At 34.9% G+C, this 21,423-nt stretch carries 18 protein-coding genes; 13 read left to right on the top strand and 5 right to left on the bottom strand.

Going from position 1 to position 21,423, the window contains the following annotated elements:
* Nucleotides 1–5 precede the first annotated feature (5 nt).
* The 4 genes from H602_RS0104435 (at nt 6) to uvrB (ending at nt 5,733) form a co-directional block, all read left to right on the top strand.
* Nucleotides 6–467 carry a hypothetical protein gene (locus H602_RS0104435; protein WP_026976928.1) on the top strand — a complete coding sequence of 154 codons (462 nt, stop codon included), beginning with the start codon at nt 6–8 and terminating at the stop codon, nt 465–467.
* Between the two features lie 54 nt (nt 468–521).
* Complete coding sequence (gene rlmF, locus H602_RS0104430; RefSeq protein WP_026976927.1) at nt 522–1,493, top strand: 23S rRNA (adenine(1618)-N(6))-methyltransferase RlmF; 972 nt, start codon at nt 522–524, stop codon at nt 1,491–1,493.
* Between the two features lie 160 nt (nt 1,494–1,653).
* Nucleotides 1,654–3,432, top strand: a complete 1,779-nt coding sequence (locus H602_RS0104425) for an ABC transporter ATP-binding protein (RefSeq protein ID WP_026976926.1) — start codon at nt 1,654–1,656, stop codon at nt 3,430–3,432.
* A 309-nt stretch (nt 3,433–3,741) separates the two neighbouring features.
* The gene (uvrB, locus tag H602_RS0104420; protein WP_026976925.1) at nt 3,742–5,733 is read left to right on the top strand and encodes an excinuclease ABC subunit UvrB; all 1,992 of its coding nucleotides are present in this window, start codon (nt 3,742–3,744) and stop codon (nt 5,731–5,733) included.
* Here the strand turns inward: uvrB and H602_RS0104415 are convergent.
* Complete coding sequence (locus tag H602_RS0104415) at nt 5,730–6,131, bottom strand: excinuclease ABC subunit B (RefSeq protein WP_026976924.1); 402 nt, start codon at nt 6,129–6,131, stop codon at nt 5,730–5,732. The two genes, uvrB and H602_RS0104415, sit on opposite strands and share 4 nt — an antisense overlap.
* Before the next feature lie 59 nt (nt 6,132–6,190).
* Here H602_RS0104415 and H602_RS0104410 point away from each other — a divergent pair, with 59 nt between their 5' ends.
* The 6 genes from H602_RS0104410 to H602_RS0104385 all read left to right on the top strand — a co-directional run bounded on the left by H602_RS0104410 (nt 6,191) and on the right by H602_RS0104385 (nt 12,104).
* Nucleotides 6,191–6,988: an alpha/beta hydrolase gene (locus H602_RS0104410; RefSeq protein WP_026976923.1), complete on the top strand. Its 798-nt coding sequence runs from the start codon at nt 6,191–6,193 to the stop codon at nt 6,986–6,988.
* A 195-nt stretch (nt 6,989–7,183) separates the two neighbouring features.
* Nucleotides 7,184–7,654 (top strand): DUF1456 family protein, encoded by a 471-nt coding sequence (locus H602_RS0104405; RefSeq protein ID WP_026976922.1) that lies wholly within the window; start codon nt 7,184–7,186, stop codon nt 7,652–7,654.
* Nucleotides 7,655–7,667: 13 nt separating this feature from the next.
* Nucleotides 7,668–8,282, top strand: coding sequence for a GDSL-type esterase/lipase family protein (locus tag H602_RS0104400; RefSeq protein ID WP_026976921.1), 615 nt, complete (start codon nt 7,668–7,670; stop codon nt 8,280–8,282).
* An 11-nt stretch (nt 8,283–8,293) separates the two neighbouring features.
* Entirely contained in the window at nt 8,294–8,866 is a 573-nt protein-coding gene (locus tag H602_RS0104395; protein ID WP_026976920.1) for a non-canonical purine NTP diphosphatase, read from the top strand.
* 452 nt (nt 8,867–9,318) lie between these two features.
* The gene (locus H602_RS0104390; RefSeq protein WP_026976919.1) at nt 9,319–11,253 is read left to right on the top strand and encodes a DEAD/DEAH box helicase; all 1,935 of its coding nucleotides are present in this window, start codon (nt 9,319–9,321) and stop codon (nt 11,251–11,253) included.
* An 86-nt stretch (nt 11,254–11,339) separates the two neighbouring features.
* Nucleotides 11,340–12,104: a carboxypeptidase-like regulatory domain-containing protein gene (locus H602_RS0104385; protein ID WP_026976918.1), complete on the top strand. Its 765-nt coding sequence runs from the start codon at nt 11,340–11,342 to the stop codon at nt 12,102–12,104.
* A gap of 144 nt (nt 12,105–12,248) precedes the next feature.
* Here H602_RS0104385 and H602_RS0104380 read toward each other — a convergent pair whose 3' ends face one another.
* Complete coding sequence (locus H602_RS0104380; protein WP_026976917.1) at nt 12,249–12,914, bottom strand: TrmH family RNA methyltransferase; 666 nt, start codon at nt 12,912–12,914, stop codon at nt 12,249–12,251.
* A gap of 84 nt (nt 12,915–12,998) precedes the next feature.
* Between H602_RS0104380 and H602_RS0104375 the strand changes: the two genes are divergently transcribed.
* The 3 genes from H602_RS0104375 (at nt 12,999) to H602_RS0104365 (ending at nt 16,495) form a co-directional block, all read left to right on the top strand.
* The gene (locus tag H602_RS0104375) at nt 12,999–13,619 is read left to right on the top strand and encodes a hypothetical protein (protein ID WP_026976916.1); all 621 of its coding nucleotides are present in this window, start codon (nt 12,999–13,001) and stop codon (nt 13,617–13,619) included.
* 45 nt (nt 13,620–13,664) lie between these two features.
* Nucleotides 13,665–14,351 carry an SIR2 family NAD-dependent protein deacylase gene (locus tag H602_RS0104370; RefSeq protein WP_026976915.1) on the top strand — a complete coding sequence of 229 codons (687 nt, stop codon included), beginning with the start codon at nt 13,665–13,667 and terminating at the stop codon, nt 14,349–14,351.
* A gap of 176 nt (nt 14,352–14,527) precedes the next feature.
* Nucleotides 14,528–16,495 (top strand): heavy metal translocating P-type ATPase, encoded by a 1,968-nt coding sequence (locus H602_RS0104365; RefSeq protein WP_035758899.1) that lies wholly within the window; start codon nt 14,528–14,530, stop codon nt 16,493–16,495.
* Here the strand turns inward: H602_RS0104365 and H602_RS0104360 are convergent.
* From H602_RS0104360 to H602_RS0104350, 3 genes are read right to left on the bottom strand one after another with little or no spacing between them, the layout of a single operon-like run.
* On the bottom strand, nt 16,492–18,855 hold the full coding sequence (locus H602_RS0104360; RefSeq protein ID WP_157504909.1) for a TonB-dependent receptor family protein: 2,364 nt from the start codon (nt 18,853–18,855) through the stop codon (nt 16,492–16,494). The genes H602_RS0104365 and H602_RS0104360 overlap by 4 nt on opposite strands.
* A 52-nt stretch (nt 18,856–18,907) precedes the next feature.
* Complete coding sequence (locus tag H602_RS0104355; RefSeq protein WP_026976912.1) at nt 18,908–20,275, bottom strand: HTTM domain-containing protein; 1,368 nt, start codon at nt 20,273–20,275, stop codon at nt 18,908–18,910.
* Between the two features lie 6 nt (nt 20,276–20,281).
* Entirely contained in the window at nt 20,282–21,397 is a 1,116-nt protein-coding gene (locus H602_RS0104350) for an imelysin family protein (RefSeq protein ID WP_026976911.1), read from the bottom strand.
* Nucleotides 21,398–21,423 lie beyond the last annotated feature (26 nt).

Below are 21,423 nucleotides of genomic sequence, written 5' to 3'. Positions count from 1 at the left end.
TAGAAATGAACCTTAAAATTCTTGAATTTCCCAATCGAAATCTTTGCCTTTATGAAAACGAACTTAAATTGTTCTATTCAAAATGTACTTTTAAATGGGGAAATAGAAAAACTACTGAGATTTTCGATAACGAAAATAGAAAAATATTTGAGGTAAATTATAACGGATATTTTTACGACAAATTTCAGATAATTTATCAATCAAGCTATTTAAATGGAAAATTAAAATCAGTAGATAATTCAAAAATAATCACAGAAGATGGTGTAATAATTAATCGCAAAAGAATAGGATTAAATATCACAAACTCAAATTTTCATTATTATCTTGGAGCAGAAAAAATAGCGACATCGAAAGTATTGAAATGGGTAAATGGAAAAGTTTTTGAAATGGAAATAAGTACAAACGAAAAAGAATTACAATATCTGTTGATAATTAAATTTCTTATATATGAAAGTGGAAAAGAGTAAACAAGAATAAGCAAACATACAACAGTCATTTGCAACCTAATATAAATCAACTAAATGGAATCTACAGAAAAAAATAATTTGCATCCTAGAAACAGTCACCGTTCACGTTACGACTTTGAACTTTTAGTGCAAACCAATCCGAAATTACAACAGTTTGTTCAAAAAGTAAAAAATACAGACCAACTCACCATCGATTTTGACAATCCTAAAGCGGTTAAAAGTTTGAATAAATCACTTTTGATGCATTATTACAAAGTCGAAAAATGGGATGTTCCAGAAGGTTTTCTTTGTCCTCCTATTCCTGGAAGAGCGGATTATATTCACTACATCGCCGATTTAATTAAAGGAAATAAGGCAGAAATTCCAACAGGAAGTTATGTCAAAGGTTTGGACATTGGAGTGGGTGCCAACTGCATTTATCCATTGATTGGAGCTAGTTTTTACGACTGGGGTTTTGTGGCGACAGATACAAATTTGAAAGCTTTAAAAAACTGTTCGACAATTTTACAACACAATCCTGAATTAGGTGAAAAAATTGCGTTGCAACAACAGTTGAATTCTCGTTTTATCTTCAAAGACATCATCGAACCGGAAGATAAATTTCATTTCACAATGTGTAATCCTCCTTTTCATATGTCAGCGTTGGAAGCGAAAAAAGGAACGACTCGAAAATTAAATAACCTAGGATTACAAAAGGATGCGGTTGATAAAACACCTAACTTTGGTGGAATTTCAGAAGAATTATGGTGTGATGGTGGCGAAGTAAAATTCATTACGCAAATGATTTTTGAAAGTGCCAAATACCAACAGCAAGTGATGTGGTTTACGACTCTAGTTTCAAAAAACGAACATTTGAAAAGTTTGATGAAAGTGCTAGATAAAATTGAACCAACGGAAATCAAAGTCATTGAAATGAAACAAGGTCAGAAAACGAGTCGGATTTTAGCTTGGACTTTTATGAATGAAGGTCGTATGAATAATGGACGATTTGATGAGCAAAAACCTAATGAGGAAAATGATTTTTGATAAAATAAATAAGAAAGCTGTTACAAATTTGAACTAAAATCTCTTGTTTGGAGTTCACAATGTACTAGATCACTTTTGAATAGCAAAGAACAAACGATAAGAAATATTTTGTGCAAAATCTGATTGTTGCTTATCGTTTTAAAAAGTATTAAAATCAAAGATGACCATAAAAACGCTGTATAAAAAAGTAATTCCATTTGTCAAACCTTATAAAAAAATGGTTTTGGCTACCTTATTACTTACTTTTTTAGGGTCATTTGCTGCACAAGTTAACGCCTTAATATTAAAATATACTGTCGATTCCATCAGTGACTTGATGGTTGCTCAAGAACCACTTTCAAAAGGTTTTTATTTGCTTGGTACAATTGCTATCGTTTTATTTTCCAAAGAAATAATATATTCTGCCTTACAATTTGGTCAGAAGTTTTATGGCGAAAAATTGCGTATTTATATTTCTCGCGATATTTCACAAACAATTGTCGAGAAAATTCTAACCTATCGAATGGAGTTTTACACGTCAAGCGAAAACGAAAGTGGAAAATTACAAACCCGTATTGATATGGGAATAAGTAGCATAACCCGACTTGTCCAAAACTTTTTTATCGATATCTTACCGCTTTTTGCAAATGCAATTGTGGCGCTAGGTTTGATGTTTTATGCGAATTTTTATGTAGGATTAGTTAGTTTGTGTATTGTACCTATTTATTTTTACATCAGTCAACTCCAAGCCAATAAATTAAGTGGTTTTAGGATAAGAATGCGGACCTATAGAGAATCAAAAAACAATGGAATTATAGGATTAATTGAATCCATTACTGTGATAAAATCATTCACGAGAGAACCACTTGAAGCCGAGCGTCATCAAAAAATACAATTTGAAATGACTGAAAATCAAATGGCAACAAGGAAAACGAGCTTTTTATTTGAAAGTATTAAAAGTTTTGTAGAACAAATAGGTGTCGTATTCATCATCATTTTAACTGCTTATTTTGTGTTAAATGGGTCAATGACCATTGGTGCGATAATGTTTCACATAATGCTTTTCAACAATGTTTCAGCACCAATCAGGCAATTGCATCGCATTTATGACGAAGTGAACGATGCCTTGATTTATTCTGAAGGCTATTTTGACATTATAGAATCAGACCATCACAAAGAAAATAGCGGAACGTATATTCCTGAAAAAATAACTGGAAAAATTGAAGTTATAGATTTAGATTTTACTTATCCAAATGGTACAAAAGCACTTGAAAAAGTAAATTTTACTATAAAGCCAAATGAAATTTCCGCATTAGTTGGATTAAGTGGTGCCGGAAAAAGTACAGTTGTCAACGTTTTAGATAAATTTTATCAGCCAACTCAAGGAAAGATTTTACTCGATGGAATTGATTTAAAAGAGTATGACACTGATTTTCTAAGAAAAAATATAGGATTAGTTTTGCAAAAGAATCACATTTTTAAAGGAACTATTTCAGAAAATATATGCTACGGAAATCCAGATGCAACGAAAGCGGAGATTGTAACTGCTTCAAAAAATGCTTACATACACGAACAAATAATTGCCCTGCCTAAAGGTTATGAATCTGAAGCCCATTTACTTTCCGGCGGACAACAACAACGCATTGCAATTGCACGATTATTTTTAAAAAATCCACCAATTATATTTCTTGACGAACCTACGGCAAGTCTTGATGCAATTGCTACAGAACAGATTAAAAAATCGATAGATGCAATTAAAAAAGACAGAACTGTAATCATTATTTCTCACAGTATTTCGCAAATTATTGATGCTTCGAACATTATCGTTTTAGAGAAAGGAAAATCAGTAGAAATAGGAACGCATGAATACTTGTATGAACTGAAAGGTGCTTATTATGAAATATTTACAGCTATGGCTAACAGTTTGAATATAGAGAAAATAACACAAACAATTGATTAACGTAAATGCACACTTTAATTAAGTTCGAGCGATATACAGGTATTGTAAATATGATTTTTTGATTTTAAAAATATATTTTTAGTGTTTAAGTACATTTTGAGTAAGGGATAGTAATTGAGCTCTTTTTATTATTGTTTCTTTTTTAAAAATAATAATAAAAAAGCGAGACTGGATAGCCCGAACCTTGTGGTAACGCCCAAAACAGGGTGCAAACCTTCTCCGGCTCCATTCCAGTCAGAAGTTTTAAGTTTTTCTTATTTCTTTATACCGCAAAACATTGCTAAATTTGTATTTCGAAAAAAAGCTACTATGAAATTCAACGTTGTATCCGATTACCAACCCAAAGGCGACCAACCTCAAGCAATTAAAAAATTGGCGGAAGGAATTGAAAATGGGGAAAAATTCCAAACACTTTTAGGAGTTACCGGTTCGGGTAAAACGTTTACGGTGGCAAATGTGGTTCAAGAAGTGCAACGACCCACTTTGGTTTTGGCACATAATAAAACTTTGGCCGCTCAATTGTATTCGGAGTTTAAGCAGTTTTTTCCAAACAATGCGGTGGAATATTTCGTGTCGTATTACGACTATTATCAGCCCGAAGCGTTTATGCCAGTTACGGGAGTTTTCATTGAAAAAGATTTATCTATTAATGAAGAATTGGAGAAAATGCGTTTGAGCACGACGTCTTCTTTACTTTCGGGACGACGCGATGTTCTGGTTGTTGCTTCCGTTTCTTGTTTATACGGAATTGGAAACCCAGTTGAGTTTCAAAAAAACGTAATCACTTTAGATAGGGACCAAATCATCTCTCGAACAAAACTCTTACATCAGCTTGTTCAAAGTTTATATTCACGAACGGAAGCTGAATTTACTCCTGGAACTTTCAGAATTAAAGGTGATACGGTAGAGATTTTCCCAAGTTATGGCGACGAACCGTTTCGGGTGCATTTCTTTGGTGACGAAATTGAAGAAATAGAAGCTTTTGATGCAAAAACCTCGTTAGTGGTTGAGAAATATAAAACGTTGACGGTTTATCCTGCAAATATGTTTGTGACTTCGCCTGATGTTTTGAATGGAGCGATTTGGGAAATTCAGCAAGATTTGGTGAAGCAAGTTGACTATTTTAAAGAAATTGGAAAACACCTTGAAGCCAAAAGACTCGAAGAACGAACGAATTTCGATTTAGAAATGATTCGGGAATTGGGGTATTGTTCGGGTATTGAAAATTATTCGCGTTACCTCGATGGCCGACTTCCGGGAACACGACCGTTCTGTTTATTGGATTATTTTCCAAAAGATTTCTTGACGATCGTGGATGAAAGTCACGTGACGCTTTCGCAAGTACATGCCATGTATGGTGGCGATAGAAGCCGAAAGGAAAATTTGGTGGAATATGGTTTCCGACTTCCAGCGGCAATGGACAACCGACCTTTGCGTTTTGAGGAATTTGAGGCGATGCAAAACCAAGTAATTTACGTTTCGGCAACTCCGGCGGATTATGAGTTGGAAAAATCAGATGGTGTTTATGTCGAACAAATTATTCGTCCCACGGGATTGTTGGACCCGATTATTGAAGTTCGTCCGAGCTTGAATCAAATTGACGACTTAATTGAAGAAATTCAGATTCGTGCAGAAATAGACGAACGCGTCTTGGTAACGACTTTGACCAAAAGAATGGCAGAGGAATTGGCAAAATACTTAACAAAATTGAATATTCGTTGTCGTTATATTCACTCTGAAGTCGATACTTTAGAGCGAATTGAAATCATGCAGGATTTACGAAAAGGGATTTTTGATGTTTTAATTGGTGTCAATTTATTGCGTGAAGGTTTGGATTTACCCGAAGTTTCATTAGTTGCAATTTTGGATGCGGATAAAGAAGGATTTCTTCGAAGCAACCGTTCTTTGACGCAAACTATTGGTCGAGCGGCTCGAAATTTGAATGGAAAAGCGATTATGTATGCCGACAAAATGACGGCTAGTATGCAGAAAACAATTGACGACACGGAATATCGACGAGCAAAACAAATTCAATACAATACAGATAATAATGTCGTGCCAATGGCATTGAATAAGAAAATTGAAAGTGCATTTACGAAAAATAAGTTGGTCGATTATGAATTAGGAAACACAGCTTCCATTGCTGCAGAACCTGATACCACTTATATGAGTAAAGATGCGGTTGATAAATTGATTCGTGAAAAACGAAAATCAATGGAAAAAGCAGCGAAGGAATTGGACTTTATGCAAGCGGCAAAGTTGCGTGATGATATAAAAGCATTGCAAGAAAAAGTATTTTAATTCCGTTGTTCTTTAAATAAAGCATACACTTCATTTGGCTCGATAATTCTGTTTTTCGTCTTGCGAATTAATTCTAAAAAACGTGAAGTTGCTGATGGACTTAGACCCATATCAATAGCAATTTGTTTGATAGCAGTGGCTTCTTTTTCGTGTAAAAAACCGTCAATATGCATCAACAAAGCCAAACGATAAAATTGTTGAATACGTTGTTTTTCAGACTTTATCGGAATTAAAAAATGTTCTTGATGAAACAAATCATTTAATTCTTCTTTTGATATTTTTAATTCATTTGCAACTAAAGATAAAAACTGATATTCACGTTCATGCAATTCGCCATCCACGATAGAAAACGCAATCATCTCGCTCAATAAATTAATTTTTATCGCATACGTATTCATATTATAACTATTTTTAGCTAAATTATTTCTTTTTATTTAAAATCACAAGTTTCCACCTTATGCAAAAGATTTTCATTTTCATAATTACTTTATTTTTTTCTTTAAAGGTTCATACTCAAGAATCTACTGCTTCTGAAAATGTAACTACTTTTGAAATATTTTCACCTGAATTAAATGTGCAGAAAAAAATATGGGTTTATTTACCGAAGGATTATTCAACTTCTAACAAGAAATATCCTGTAATTTACATGCACGATGCTCAAAACTTATTTGATGCAAAAACGTCTTATGTCGGTGAATGGGAAGTGGACGAAACGTTGAATAAAATGAATGCACAAATAATTGTCATAGGAATTGAACACGGAAATGAAAAAAGAATCGACGAATTGACGCCTTATAAAAACGAAAAATACGGCGGTGGAAATGGCGATAACTACTTGGAATTCATTGTAAAAACTTTGAAACCAAAAGTCGATAGTGTTTATCGAACTAAATCGAATACTAAAAACACAGCGATTTTCGGTAGTTCACTTGCTGGATTAATTTCGTTTTATGCAGTTTTAAAATATCCAGAAGTTTTTGGAAAAGCGGGTGTTTTCTCACCATCATTTTGGTTTTCAGAAGAAATTTATACATTGATGGAAAAATCGGAAACTACGAAAGCTAAAATTTTCTTTCTCGCTGGAGATAAAGAAAATGAAACTATGGCTTTGGATTTAAAAAAAATGGTGCGACTACTGGACCGAAACCGTTGTGAATGTTTAAAATTAAATAAATCGGTTATTGTGAAAGACGGAGAACATAATGAGAAACTTTGGAGAGAAAACTTTGAGCAAGCGGTGAAATGGTTGTTTTAGGTTGAATCATTTCTTCCACTTATAAAAAATTATCTCGCTAAGTCCCAAAGCAAGCGTACTCCAACTTTGCGTCTTCGCGCCTTTGCGAGATTTTAACTTTAAATATTTACCAATAAAAACTTAAAAGCGACAATATTAAATCATCCTATCTTTTTACAACAAAATAAAAATTACCTTTACAAAAAATTTCCTTTTATGAACAATAATGATATTTTCAAAAAATTAAGAGTGGCACTGCAATTACGTGACGACCAAATTGTAGATATATTAAAATTAGTAGATTTCAATATTGAAAAACCAGAATTGAACGCACTTTTTAGAGCGGATGACCATCCTAATTATATGGAATGTGGCGACCAAGTACTACGTAATTTTTTGAACGGATTAATTATTCATTTAAGAGGAACCAAAGAAGAGCCTAAAAATGCGATGGATGTGATTTCCAAAAATCGTGATGAAGTAAATAACCGACCTAAAACGGCGAAACCTGCAGGAAGTTCTACTGCACCAAAAGGAAAGCCGTCAGGAAGTGGCAAACCTTATTCTAGCAATAAACCCGTTTCTTCAACAGGAAAACCTGCTTTTAAAGGTAACGACCGATCTAAAAAGAAAGAGCCGAAAATTGAAGTGGTAGAAAAAGTACGTTACAAGAACGGAAAGAAATAAAAATTGTTCTTTTTTGCAAAACTTAAAGAATTATTGGGCTTATTTGGAAAGATTTCGTGCTGAAAACCAAAGTTTAAAAATGCAATTTGATAAAAATCGGGTTGTTTTTATTGGCGATTCTATAATTGAAGGTTGGAATCAACACCCTTTTCTTAAAGAAAATGCTCATTTCATCAATCGTGGAATTGGTGGTCAAACGACCTCTCAAATTTTAGCACGCTTCACAGCTAATGTCATTCAATTACAACCAAAGTGTGTTGTGATTTCTGTTGGAACCAATGACATCGCCGAAAATCAAGGACCAATAACTTTAGAAAAAATACAGCATAACTTCTTGACTATGATTGCTGTGGCGAAAGAGCACGATTTAAAAATAATTTTGTGTTCCATTCTACCTGTTTCTGCTTATTATTGGAATCCAAAAGTTCTTCCAGGAAATAAAATCAGGACTTTAAATGCATTTTTAGCTTCTTTAGCAGATGATGAAATGATTTTTTACATCGATTTTCACACTGCATTGGAAGACAAAGAAAAATTTAATGTGAAATTTACGGAAGATGGAGTTCACCCAAATTTGGATGGATATACTTTAATGTCTGATATCCTTTTAAAATCAAATTACCTTTAAAACTAAATACAATGAAACTCGTTTTTGCTTCTAACAACCCAAATAAAATTGCAGAAATTCAGAATTTAGTCCCTGATTCTATTCAAATTTTAAGTCTTAAAGATATAGAATGTTTCGAAGAAATTCCCGAAACGGCAGATACAATTGAAGGAAATGCAATTTTGAAAGCCAATTATGTTACGGAAAAGTATGGATTTGATTGCTTTGCCGATGATTCAGGATTGGAAATTGATTATTTAAATGGAGCTCCAGGTGTTTTTTCGGCTCGATTTGCAGGTGCACAAAAAAATGACCAAGACAATATCGATAAGGTTTTGTTTGAATTAAAGGAAGCTGACAACCGGAAAGCAAACTTTAAAACTGTAATTGCTTTGAACCTAAATAAGAAACAGCATTTATTTACTGGAATTATCAACGGAAACATTACTACTACACAAAGGGGAACTGAAGGTTTTGGCTACGACCCTATTTTCCAACCTAATGATTACAACATTACTTTTGCTGAAATGAACCAGCAGCAAAAATCTTCCATTAGTCACCGAGGATTGGCGGTGAAGCAATTGCTTGAATTTTTGAAAAAGTAAACTTCAATATTAAAATTTTACCGCAAATTACACATATTCTCACAAATTAAATTTGCGCGAATTTGTGCAATTTGTGGTTTAAAAGAATTTCAGGTATTAGAGAAAAATACATTGGATGAACTACTTATGACTATTTTTGCTATGATTAAACTCCTTCAGGAATAGTCGCGTTAGGGATAGCAGCGGAGCTCTCCCGATTTTTTATCGGGAAGCGGGAGTGTATAGCCCGACCCTTGTGGTAACGCCCAAAGACAATCAAATTATTTTAAAGTTGTCGATTATAGTCGAATTTGATACTATTTAACATGAATAGTACTGTTTTTAACTCTTCAGCCAAGTTAAGTAAATCATAATTTATTGAGTATCAATTATTAACAATTCAATAAAAGATAAATTAACATTAGTTTTTCAGAGATATTTGCCGTACTTTTGCAAAATATTTAAAATACTATATGAATAAATTTGAACAATTAGGATTGAGTGAATCGTTACTGAAGGCGATTTTAGATCTAGGATTTGAGAATCCGACTGAAGTACAAGAGAAAGCGATTCCCCTATTATTGGAAAAAGACACTGATATGGTTGCGTTAGCTCAAACGGGTACTGGGAAAACGGCAGCTTTTGGTTTTCCACTTATACAAAAAATTGACGCTAGCAACAGAAGCACACAAGCGTTAATTTTATCTCCAACACGCGAACTTTGCTTGCAAATTACAAACGGAATTAAAGACTACTCAAAATACGAAAAAGGTATTAATGTAGTAGCTGTTTATGGTGGTGCAAGTATTTCAGACCAAGCCAGAGACATTAAAAGAGGCGCTCAAATTATTGTAGCAACTCCAGGTAGAATGCAAGACATGATCAACCGAGGATTGGTTGACATTTCCAAAATTAACTTTTGCGTCCTTGATGAAGCAGATGAAATGTTGAACATGGGTTTCTACGAAGACATCGTAAACATCCTGTCAACAACTCCTGACGATAAAAACACATGGTTGTTCTCGGCTACGATGCCTCAAGAGGTTTCACGAATTGCTAAACAATTCATGCATGATCCAATTGAAATTACAGTTGGTGCTAAAAACTCTGGTTCAGCAACCGTATCTCACGAATTTTACCTTGTAAATGCTCGTGACCGTTACGAAGCGTTGAAACGTTTGGCCGATTCCAATCCAGATATTTTCTCTGTTGTTTTCTGTCGTACAAAACGCGATACACAAGCAGTTGCAGAGAAATTAATTGAAGATGGATACAGTGCTGCTGCATTGCACGGAGATTTATCTCAAGCGCAACGTGACGGAGTTATGAAATCGTTTAGAGGTCGACAAATCCAAATGCTTGTGGCTACAGACGTTGCCGCTCGTGGAATTGACGTTGATAATATTACACACGTTGTAAATTACCAATTACCAGACGAAATTGAAACATACAATCACCGTTCAGGTCGTACAGGTCGTGCAGGAAAATTAGGAACTTCTATCGTTATTGTAACGAAAAGTGAGTTGCGTAAAATTTCTTCTATCGAGCGTATCATCAAACAGAAATTTGAAGAAAAATCGATCCCTTCTGGAATTGAAATCTGCGAAATTCAGTTGTTGCACTTGGCAAACAAAATTAAAGATACAGAAGTAGATAGCGAAATCAATACGTATTTGCCTGCTATCAACACGGTTCTTGAAGATTTGACGAAAGAAGAATTGATCAAGAAAATGGTTTCTGTTGAATTCAACCGTTTCATCAATTATTACAAGAAAACACGCGATTTATCAAATCAATCAGCGGGTCCTCGTGAAGACCGTGGCGATCGTCCGGTAAGCAATTCGGATGCTGTTCGTTATTTTGTAAACATCGGATCAAGAGATAATTTTGACTGGATGCAATTGAAGGATTTCTTGAAAGAAACATTAGATTTAGGTCGTGATGATGTTTATAAAGTAGATGTAAAAGAAGGATTCTCTTTCTTTAATACAGATGCAGAACATTCTGATAAAGTAATGGAGATTTTGAATAATACTCAAATCGAAGGACGAAGAATCAACGTTGAAATTTCTAAAAATGATGGTGGCGGAAGACGTGATCATAACAATAGAGGTGGATCCGGTGGTGGAAGATCTGGTGGCGAAAGAAGTTCTGGTGGAAGATCAGGCGGCTTTGGTCCAAGACGTGAAGGTTCTGGCGGTGGCGGATTCGGTCCAAAACGCGAAGGTGGTTTCAGAAGTGAAAGATCTAGCGGTTCATCAGAAGGTGGATTTGGAAGAAGAAGTGCTGCTCCACGAAGAGAAGGTTCTTCTGATAGAGCGCCAAGAGGCGAAGGTTCAGAAAGAGCACCTAGACGTTCAGAAAGTTTTGGAGATTCTCCTAAACCAAGAAGACCAAGAAAAAGCTAAACTATTTAGTTAATTTTCTTATAATTATAGGCAAACTGCAAGATTGTTTCAACTGTTTTAGTACTTTTAGGGTCTTAAAATAAGTCATGAAATATCTTGCAGTTTTCTTTTTTACTTTACTTTCCTCCTTCCTCTTTGCACAAGAAAAAGTAGAAAGTGCCACCATAAAAGGTATCATTAAAGATGACACTACAGGGCTTTTATTGGCCAATGTAAACGTCATCAATGTAAACACCGTAAAAGGTGCGGTAACAAATGATAAAGGTGAGTTTTCGTTGATGGCTTTTGCCAACGACACGCTACACGTTTCGTTGCTTGGTTTTAAATCCATCAAGGTTAAAGTTACGAACGACTGGATAAAAAATAAGTCGACTACCATTCAGTTGACCCAAAAAGCCTACGCTCTGGAAGAAGTAACGGTCCGTCCTTACATTCTGACCGGTTACCTGGAAGTAGATGCCAAATTAATTCCAACACGAGAAAATTACAGATACAGTATTTCCGGACTATCAGAAGGTTATGAAGCCGGCGAATATTCTCCAAATGCTTTTGGTCGCGTTTTAGGTTCAATTTTTAATCCAGCAGACATGTTGTATAATTTCTTTGGAAAAAAACCGAAAGAATTACGTCGTTTAAAAGAAATGAAAAAAGACGATACCGTTAAAAATCTTTTGGCTTCTAAATTTGACCGAGAAACCATTTCTGCATTATTGGGTGTAACCAAATCCGAAATTGCCGAAATCATGGAACGTTGTAATTACTCCGAAGCATTTGTAAAAAGCGCAAACGATTTGCAAATCATGGATGCCATTAGCGCTTGTTATGAAGAGTATAAGATTTTGAAAAGATAATATAATGAATCACCTGTAATTTTATTTGGGCGTTACCACCAGGGTCGGGTCGTTCGTTCCCGCTTTTATTGCTTTCTTTAAAGCAATAAAGAGCTCCACTTCCACCCCTAACGCGAAATTGGAAAAATGAAAAATCGTTTCTAATTATAATTTAGGATTTTCTTCGTAATATCTAGCTTCAATTCTCTTAATATCTTTAATAGTATTTTTAGCCCATTGCAATCTTTTAACTAAAATTTCTTCTTCAGAAAGCTGCCACTTAATATCCGACTTTCGCAGTCTGCTCGTCAAATTTTGGAGCGTAATTGCCGCAGAAACAGAAATATTCAAACTCTCCGTAAACCCCACCATTGGAATTTTCAAAAAACCATCTGCGTTTTTCAATACTTCTTCAGAAAGTCCGTCACGTTCAGTTCCAAAGAAAAAAGCCGATTTTTGAGTTACGTCAAAATCCTCCAACATGCAATCATTTTCATGTGGCGTAGTAGCAATTATTTGATATCCTTTTGATTTTAAACTTTCAATACAATTGCTAATCGACTCAAAGCGATTGACATCCACCCATTTTTGAGCACCCATTGCAATTTCCTTATCGATGCTTTTGCCAAACTTCTCCTCTACTACGTTCAATTCTTGTACTCCAAAAACTTCACAACTTCGCATTACCGCGCTGGTATTATGCAATTGAAAAATATCTTCCATTGCAACGGTAAAGTGATTCGTACGATTTGCTAAAACAGTTGCAAAACGTTCTTTTCGGTTATCAGTCAAAATGTTTTCTAGGAATTCAAGATATTTGAGGTCAATCATTATTTTAATTTTGGCAAAAATAAGAAAAAATGGTAGCTTTAGACTTTAATCTATGTTCAATATTTGTAATCTAAATTACACTCAATGAATAAATACATTTTAATATTTACCATTTTATTTGTGGGATGTAATTCTAACAAAGTTGAGTTAGACACTATAGATGTAATGGCCTATAATTATATACTCGATTCTGAAGTGCAGAAATTCATTCCAGTACCAATTTTCTACTCGACGATCAATTCATTCGGAAACGCTAAAAACTTAATTAAAATCGATTCAGTCAGTAGTGTAGGTTATGATTCTACTTTAGAAGAAAATTTAGTGCACAAAATAGCTAACGAAACCTTTAAAAGAGATGCCACTTATTTTGAAATGGAAAAATCAGATGACATTTTCATTTGTGACGGACCGATAATTCGTATCAGAATTTCATATACAAATGGAAAAGTAGTGTCGTTTATTTTTCATGATATAAATTACGAACAAACCTCTAAATATCAATTATATAAAACTTTATACGACGAGATAAATAATACTCAAAAAATAAATACTTACAACTCAAAAGAAATAGTTAAACTAAAATTTAAACAAGGTAAATTTTTAAAATATGCCAATAATAAAGACACTTTACTAGTACCATTGCCACCAATATTTCCCCCTGTGCCACCCCTCGACGAAGTAAAGTTTGTAAAACAGCCGAAATAACATTTTTCAAAATTAAACCTAATTAGAATTAATAGAAAAAATAATATGAAAAAGAAACTTGTTGTACTTTCCGGAGCCGGAATTAGCGCCGAAAGTGGCATTCAAACCTTTCGTGACAGCGATGGACTTTGGGAAGGTCATAATGTGATGGATGTTGCCACACCGGAAGGTTACCAAAAAAATCCTAGATTGGTTTTGGATTTTTACAATAAAAGGCGCCAACAATTATTGACAGTGCAGCCGAATGCTGCACATATAATTTTAGCAGAATTAGAGAATGATTTCGATGTGCATATCATTACACAAAACGTAGATGATTTGCACGAACGTGCTGGAAGCTCCAATGTTTTGCACTTGCATGGCGAACTTCTAAAAGTAAGAAGTACACGAAATTCAAATCATATTTTAGACTGGAAAATCGATTTACTAGATTCAGATAAAGACCAAGATGGGTTTAATTTGCGTCCTCATATCGTCTGGTTTGGTGAAGAAGTTCCCGCTTTGGAAGAAGCTGTTCAATTGGTAATGGAAGCTAATTTATGTTTAGTTATTGGCACTTCATTGCAGGTGTACCCAGCAGCTGGATTGGTTGACTTTGTGCCAAACGACGCTACAATCTATTACATCGATCCAAAACCCATCAAAATTCCAAATCTTCGAAATCAATTAGTGGTTTTTGCAAATACCGCTTCGGAAGGAATGCGCTTGTTGAAAGCGGAATTATCAAAATAAAATGGTTGTTTATAATTCTTGATGCTCTTCTTGATTTTTTGTAACGATTTACTTTAATAGCGTAAAATGTATTGGTTCAAAATTTCTACCTTTACATAAGTAGTATATTTGAATATAGTGGTTGTACTTCGTATCAAATTCTATACTGTACAATTAATTTTTTCTACCTAAAAATTATGAAAAACGCTCATTCTCAATGCTGTTCCAATTCTACTGAAGATGAGGAACATTCTCATGACAATTTGGAAGGTCATTCTCACGACCACGGATTAGATACTGACAATAATCTGGCACTATTTGGACCTGCAATGGGTTCATTTATTCTTTTAGCTATCGGAATAGTGTTGGATTATGTACTAAAACCCGACTGGTTTACCGAAACATTCCGACTCGTTTTATATACCTTCGCCTACATACCTGTAGGTTATCCTGTACTAAAAGAAGCGTTTCAAAGCATTAAAAAAGGAGATGTGTTTTCAGAATTCTTTTTGATGGGTATTGCAACATTAGGTGCATTTGCTATTGGTGAATTTCCAGAAGGTGTTGCTGTAATGCTCTTTTATACCATCGGCGAATTGTTTCAAGGTCTTGCGGTAACACGTGCAAAGGCAAATATTAAATCACTTTTGGATTCTAGACCGGATGAAGTAACAGTAATAGATGCTCAAAATAATGCAACTGTTCTTAAAGCTACTGATGTATCCATTGGCCAAATAATGCAACTAAAACCTGGCGAAAAAGTGGCGCTCGACGGTATTCTACTTTCAGAAAAATCATCCTTCAATACTTCTGCCTTAACAGGGGAAAGTGTTCCAGATTCAAAAGTGAAAAATGAAAGCATTTTAGCCGGAATGATCAATTTAAATTCGGTTTCGCATGTTGAAGTTACTGCAAAATTTTCCGATAGTAAATTATCCCACATTCTAAAAATGGTACGCGATGCGACTTCGAGAAAAGCTCCAACAGAATTATTCATTACCAAATTTGCTAAAATCTACACACCGATAGTTGTTGGATTAGCCGTACTAATTACTTTTATTCCTGCACTATTTGTTGAAAATTACATATTCAACGATTGGCTGTATCGCGCGTTGGTATTCTTGGTTATTTCGTGCCCTTGTGCTTTAGTCATCAGTATACCTCTTGGCTATTTTGGAGGAATTGGTGCTGCAAGTAAAAACGGAATTTTATTTAAGGGTAGTAATTTCTTGGATTTAATTGCGCAAGTCAATCACGTGGTGATGGACAAAACAGGTACCATGACCGAAGGGGTTTTTAAAGTGCAGGAAGTGAATTTTAATTCTAAATTTGACAAAAACGAAATTTTAGCCTTGGTTAATGTTTTGGAAAGTCAAAGTTCACATCCGGTTGCAACGGCCATTCATGAGCATGTAGGCACTTTAAATAATGAAATCAAATTCAGCAACGTACAAGAATTAGCTGGTTTAGGTTTGAAAGGCACGTTTCAAAATAATGAGCTATTAGTTGGAAATTTTAAATTGATGGATGCGTTTTCAATCACACATGAGGTGAATGTAGATGCAATAATTTTCACAACTATAGCTGTGGCGTACAAAAATGAATTTGTCGGATACCTCACCATTTCAGATGCTATTAAATTTGAAGCGCAAACTACAATTGATGCATTGAAAACACTTCACATCAAAACAACACTTTTAAGTGGCGATAAAAATGCTGTGGTTCAAAAAGTAGCGCAAACGTTAGGTATTAAAAATGCGTTTGGAGATTTACTTCCGGAAGATAAAGTAACCCATTTGGAACAAATTAAAAAGCAAGACAAGATTGTTGCCTTTGTGGGTGATGGTGTAAATGACGCGCCAGTTGTAGCATTAAGCGACATTGGAATTGCAATGGGCGGTTTAGGAAGCGATGCTACAATTGAAACGGCAGATGTTGTTATTCAAGACGATAATCCCAATAAAATTCCTCTTGCAATTGCTATTGGTAAAAAGACAAAACAAATTGTTTGGCAAAACATTACACTCGCTTTTGTGGTCAAAGGATTGGTCTTGATCCTTGGTGCTGGTGGATTGGCCACGATGTGGGAAGCTGTTTTTGCCGATGTAGGCGTTGCTTTACTTGCGATTTTAAATGCGATTCGAATTCAGAAAATGAAGTTCTAAAAGGTAAATTCTAATGTCGTATAAAAAGTCCGCGTTTCAGACGGAATGATTCCAGGACCTGGATAACCTGTTGCGCGACGTGTAAAATATTTATTATCGGTAAAATTGGTTACACCGGCTTCTAATTTGAATTTTTTCCATTTGTATGAAGCAGAAAAGTCGGCAACGTAATAGGAAGGAATTTCACCGAAAATACCATATGCGTTGTCGTTATCATCAGTAATGCTATTTGTAGCTTCCGTAAATTGAGATGAAACGTACGTCAGTTGCAAACTCGTCATAAAATTCTTGTACCCCACAGATGTTCCTGTTTTCAAATTTAATAGCGGTACAAATTCCACTTCATTGCCCTCAATATTTGGTGCATTTGATTTCAGGTATTCAGAAGTTGTAACTGCTGAATTTGTAAACGCACTCCATACAAATTGATCGTTCTCGGCAAAAAATGTTCGGCTGATACTCCAATCAAACATAGCTTCAAAACCGTATGTTAAAGCAGTTCCTATATTATCACGCAATCGAACAGGTGCTGCACTTCCATTGGGATTTATTGTAAAATATTCACCTATTTTTTCATTGTAATACAAACCAAAAACACTTGCATCAAAACTAACTTTGTCGCCAATCTGACCTCTAATTCCAACATCCGATGTATATCCTTTTTCATCCGTAATATTTTCAGCAATTACCTGACTTGGCTCAACCGTTCTAATGTCATTAAAAGTAACGGAGCGGTAATTTTGTGATACATTTCCGTACAATTCTAATCGGTTTTTCAATTTGTAACTCAAGCCAATTCCCAACAAAATAAAATTTCGGTCCTTGACATTATTCTCGGCAATTGTCTCATCCAAAATAACGTTTCCAGCAAGATCTAAACCAATTTTTCTATAAGAACCTTCGGCTTGAGTTCTGATATTCTCAAATCGAAAACCTGGTGTAACAGAAAATTTTGGAGTGATTCTGAAAATATTTTCACCAAAAACAGAAATGTTTAAATTGGGATACTCATAATTTGATTGATTGGCATAATTGGGAAATTCGCCCGTAGCTAAAGAAAAATCGGCTCCGCTTCCTGAACTTCCTGGACCTTGAATTCCTGTATTCTTGGACTGATAATATTTGGCACCAATTAAAAATGCATTGTTTATTCCTAAAAAATTATGGCGTTTTAAATAACGTGCTTCCGCTCCCCAATTTACAAAATCACCCAGAATCAAATCTCTAACGGTTCCATCCACATCCGGAGTTGAAACCCGATTACTTCTGTAACCCACAGCTTTTCGGCTTGCGTCTAAACCAAACAATTGCAAAGAAAAATCAGCTGTTTCAGAAACTTTATGCTTCAATCGCAATGCATATAAATTCCAATTTACCGCAAACCAGTTGCGTTCCCGATTGCTTTGTAGCGGATCTTCATTAAACATAAAATCGGTTAAACCACCGGCTTGTTTGGCCAAATAATTGAAATGCGTGTAATCAAAATGCACCGACGTTTTAGCATTGAATTGATAATTTAAATTGGCAAAAAAGTTCTTACTGTTGAATTCTGAATTTGGCCTAAAGCCATCACCCTGCTTGAAATTATAAAAAGTGTAATAACTGAATTTGCCTTTAGTACCACTTAATGAAGTAAAATTGGTAAATAAATTATTTGAGCCTACCGTATTTCTAGTTGAAATTTCCAATTCCTTTTTAGAAGGTGATTTGATTTTAAAATTGACTAAACCACCAAACTGTGTTCCGTATTGCAAGGAAGCCGCTCCACGAACAATTTGTATTTCCTCCAATGCTTCGGTTGGCGTTGCGTAATAACTTTCAGGATAACCCAAAACATCAGCACTGATGTCGTAGCCGTTTTGTCTAGTATTAAAATTTGAAGTTCGATTCGGATTTAAACCACGACCGCCAATGCTCAACTGCAATCCACCTTCGGAACCTTCGTTGATTGTTAGACCAACTACTTGTCCAAAAATTTGACGCGGATTATTAATTGCTTTATTTGATGTTAATTTAGCCAGAGAAATGACCTCCGTTTTTTTACCTGCATAAATTGCCGTTTCTTCCACATCTCTCAAACGGTTCAAACTAAATAATTTGGCACGCTGATTTTGAATAACTACTTCAGAAAGATTCGTTATTTCTTGTAAAGTAACTATGAAATTTTCTTGTTCTGAACTAATTGAAGTTTCTAGTAACTCAAAACCGTCTTTATAAAAAGCAATTTGATTGGAAACTTGGTCTTTTATTTCAATGGTAAATTGACCCTTTTCATCGGTCAACGTTTTCGCACCCGAAGTAGTATTGTATACCTCCACGCCAGAAATTACCGCCTTATTAAATTTCTGAACGGTTCCCATAATTTTAGTTTGACCAAAAAGGACAACTGAAAAGAGAAGAAAAAACGATAAACTAAAACCCTTTGATGGAATCATTGAAAGGCAAAATCCAGGTTTTGTGCTGAAATGTATCATGTTCTTGTGCTAAATTTATTGTTGGATCAATGTACCGCTGACTTAAGCGTCCGTTCAATGCGACATAACTTTCGGCAGTGACGATGGGATTATTGATTCCTTGTTTTTTATAATAATTATGTAAGTGATTGGCGTATTGTACGATAAAATCCGGTTGAAACGACATTTGCTTTTCCTGAAATCGGGTGAGAAACGCGCTGTTATCTACATAAATTGTCTTTTTTGAAATGGCGTCTGTGACTTTAAATTCAGTATAACCGGCTTTTTCCATCAACATAACACGCCACGAAAATCGAAATCCTTCTTCCGTCCAAAATAATTCATTTGGATACAGCAAGTACCGAAACGGAAATACCAATTGAAGCAGTAGAAAGAAACTCAAGAAAATCAACTTCGTTTGGTATAGATTCGTAAAAGTGGCTGCTTTAGTTTTATTATTCTCCCAAATGGTAGTAGAAATTTTAAACCAATTTGAAATATAATACAGAATTTTTTTATGGAAATTGGCATCAAAGAAAATCAATGTGCTAATGATCATCACGTAAGGGAATACTCCAATCGGGAATAAAATGCGCGTAAATACGTGAAAAACAACAACAAAGAAAAATCCAAATAAGCGCGTACGTTTGTACAACAAAAGAAATACAATTCCTAAATCGTATACCATACCAAACCAACTGAAGAAATAAGCGACCCATGTTTCTTTTAAATAAGAACCAATCAGCGGCAAGTCGGCATTTGTTGGAAGCCAAATTCTTAATGGCATCGCTTCCATCAACCAATCGGAATTAATTTTTGCCAAACCGGCATAAAAGTACACTACGGCAAGCATTACTTTTAAAATATCAAGATTCCATCGGGGAATTTTGGCGAAAGCCAACTCTTTATTTTGGTAAGCGTCGACCGAAAAATAGGCGTTTGCCGGAAGGAAAATGAGCACAAAACTAACCAGCGACATGAAGTAATAATGATTAAGGTAATAAGTTTTATCCATCAACTCAATGTATGTAAATGCCAAAAAGAAGGTAATTATTGCAATACGGTATTTGAAACCTATTGCCACAAAAAATGCTGCAATACCTGCCAATATGTAAATTAAATATGTGTAATTTCCCAAAGGTTTTATCCATTCAAAACCATAGTAGCTAAAATGAAATTGAGGTTTAATGTAGAACTTTTCAATCCATCCGTACGCTGCAAATCGAATCAGACTCATGAGCATCATTAAACCAAACGCTAGCCTAAAAAAAGCTAGCGTTGCGGTTGATGTGTACGTATTGAGATATGTATGTATGCGTTGATTCATATTAAATTAATCGCCGTCGCCATCAACATAGTCAATTGTAATATTCAATGCTTGCATCATGTCCAATTTAAAATAAATCACATTCTGTTGCAAGGCATCGTAAGCTTCAATCATTTTTGCATTATTAGAACTTACTTGCTGCGCAAAATTATCGTTCAAAGTTTGATTGGAATCAAAGATCACGGCAAATTGATCGTTAATGATCGTACTTAAATTTTGTCCGTTTCTAACCGCTTTTACATCATCCAAGTACGATTTTAAACTTGGACCAGTACCTGAACCATTAAAATCGTTTCCATTAAAGAAATCTTGTTGCGCTTGAATTGACGTGTTTAACAATACTTTTGAAATGTCTTTTTTAAAGAAAGCTTCCACTTTTTCTGGAAATAGATTGCCATTAGAAAATATACCAGCGGCAATTCCAATTTTACCTGTTCGGATGTCTTTTTCAAAGTTTTTAACAAAAATATTGGTCATTTTATTGGTCGAACTACTAACTGCGGTTCCGTTACTTGCAATAAAAGTATTACGATATGCACCATTCCAATCTGCTAAAACAGCTCCGCCTTTTGAATTCAAAGCAGTAACTAAATCTACCAAATAATTTTTGTAAGCATTTGCTTTCGCATTAGTGGTATAGAAGCCAACAATTTCAGTATCCGAATTTCCCAAACCATTCAACAAATAATCTAAAGCTGGAAAACCTTGCTTTGAAAATTGCGATAATAATTCTAGATTATACGTTCCAGCCGTAATATTTTGCTCGATTCCTGCTACATCGGTTGGATACGTATTGGCTGCTTCTTTAAAATTAATATCAGCTGCTTTTCCTACATTAAACAACATTACTTGTTGGTATGCTTTATAAGCTTCGATCCAAGAAGTTCTTGCTAAAGCTAAATTTTCTGCACTAGGATTGGTGTTAAAAGTACTTACATCAGCAGTCAACACAGTCAATTTACTGTTGTAATTTTGAAACGCTGGAATGATCAAGTCATCTGCCCAATGAGTCAATAACGTGGTGCGATTAAAGCTGTCTCCTTGCGAGGTAGAATCCGTGTCACTAGACGAACATGCCGCTAAAGCACTTACAAAACTTACTACTAAAATCAGTTTTTTCATATGAATTTCAAATTTGGTGCAAAATT

This window comes from Flavobacterium tegetincola DSM 22377, from assembly GCF_000425485.1.
Taxonomy (GTDB): Bacteria; Bacteroidota; Bacteroidia; order Flavobacteriales; family Flavobacteriaceae; genus Flavobacterium; species Flavobacterium tegetincola.
Note: the sequence above shows the minus strand (reverse complement) of the source record. Positions and strands in the feature narration are given on the sequence as shown.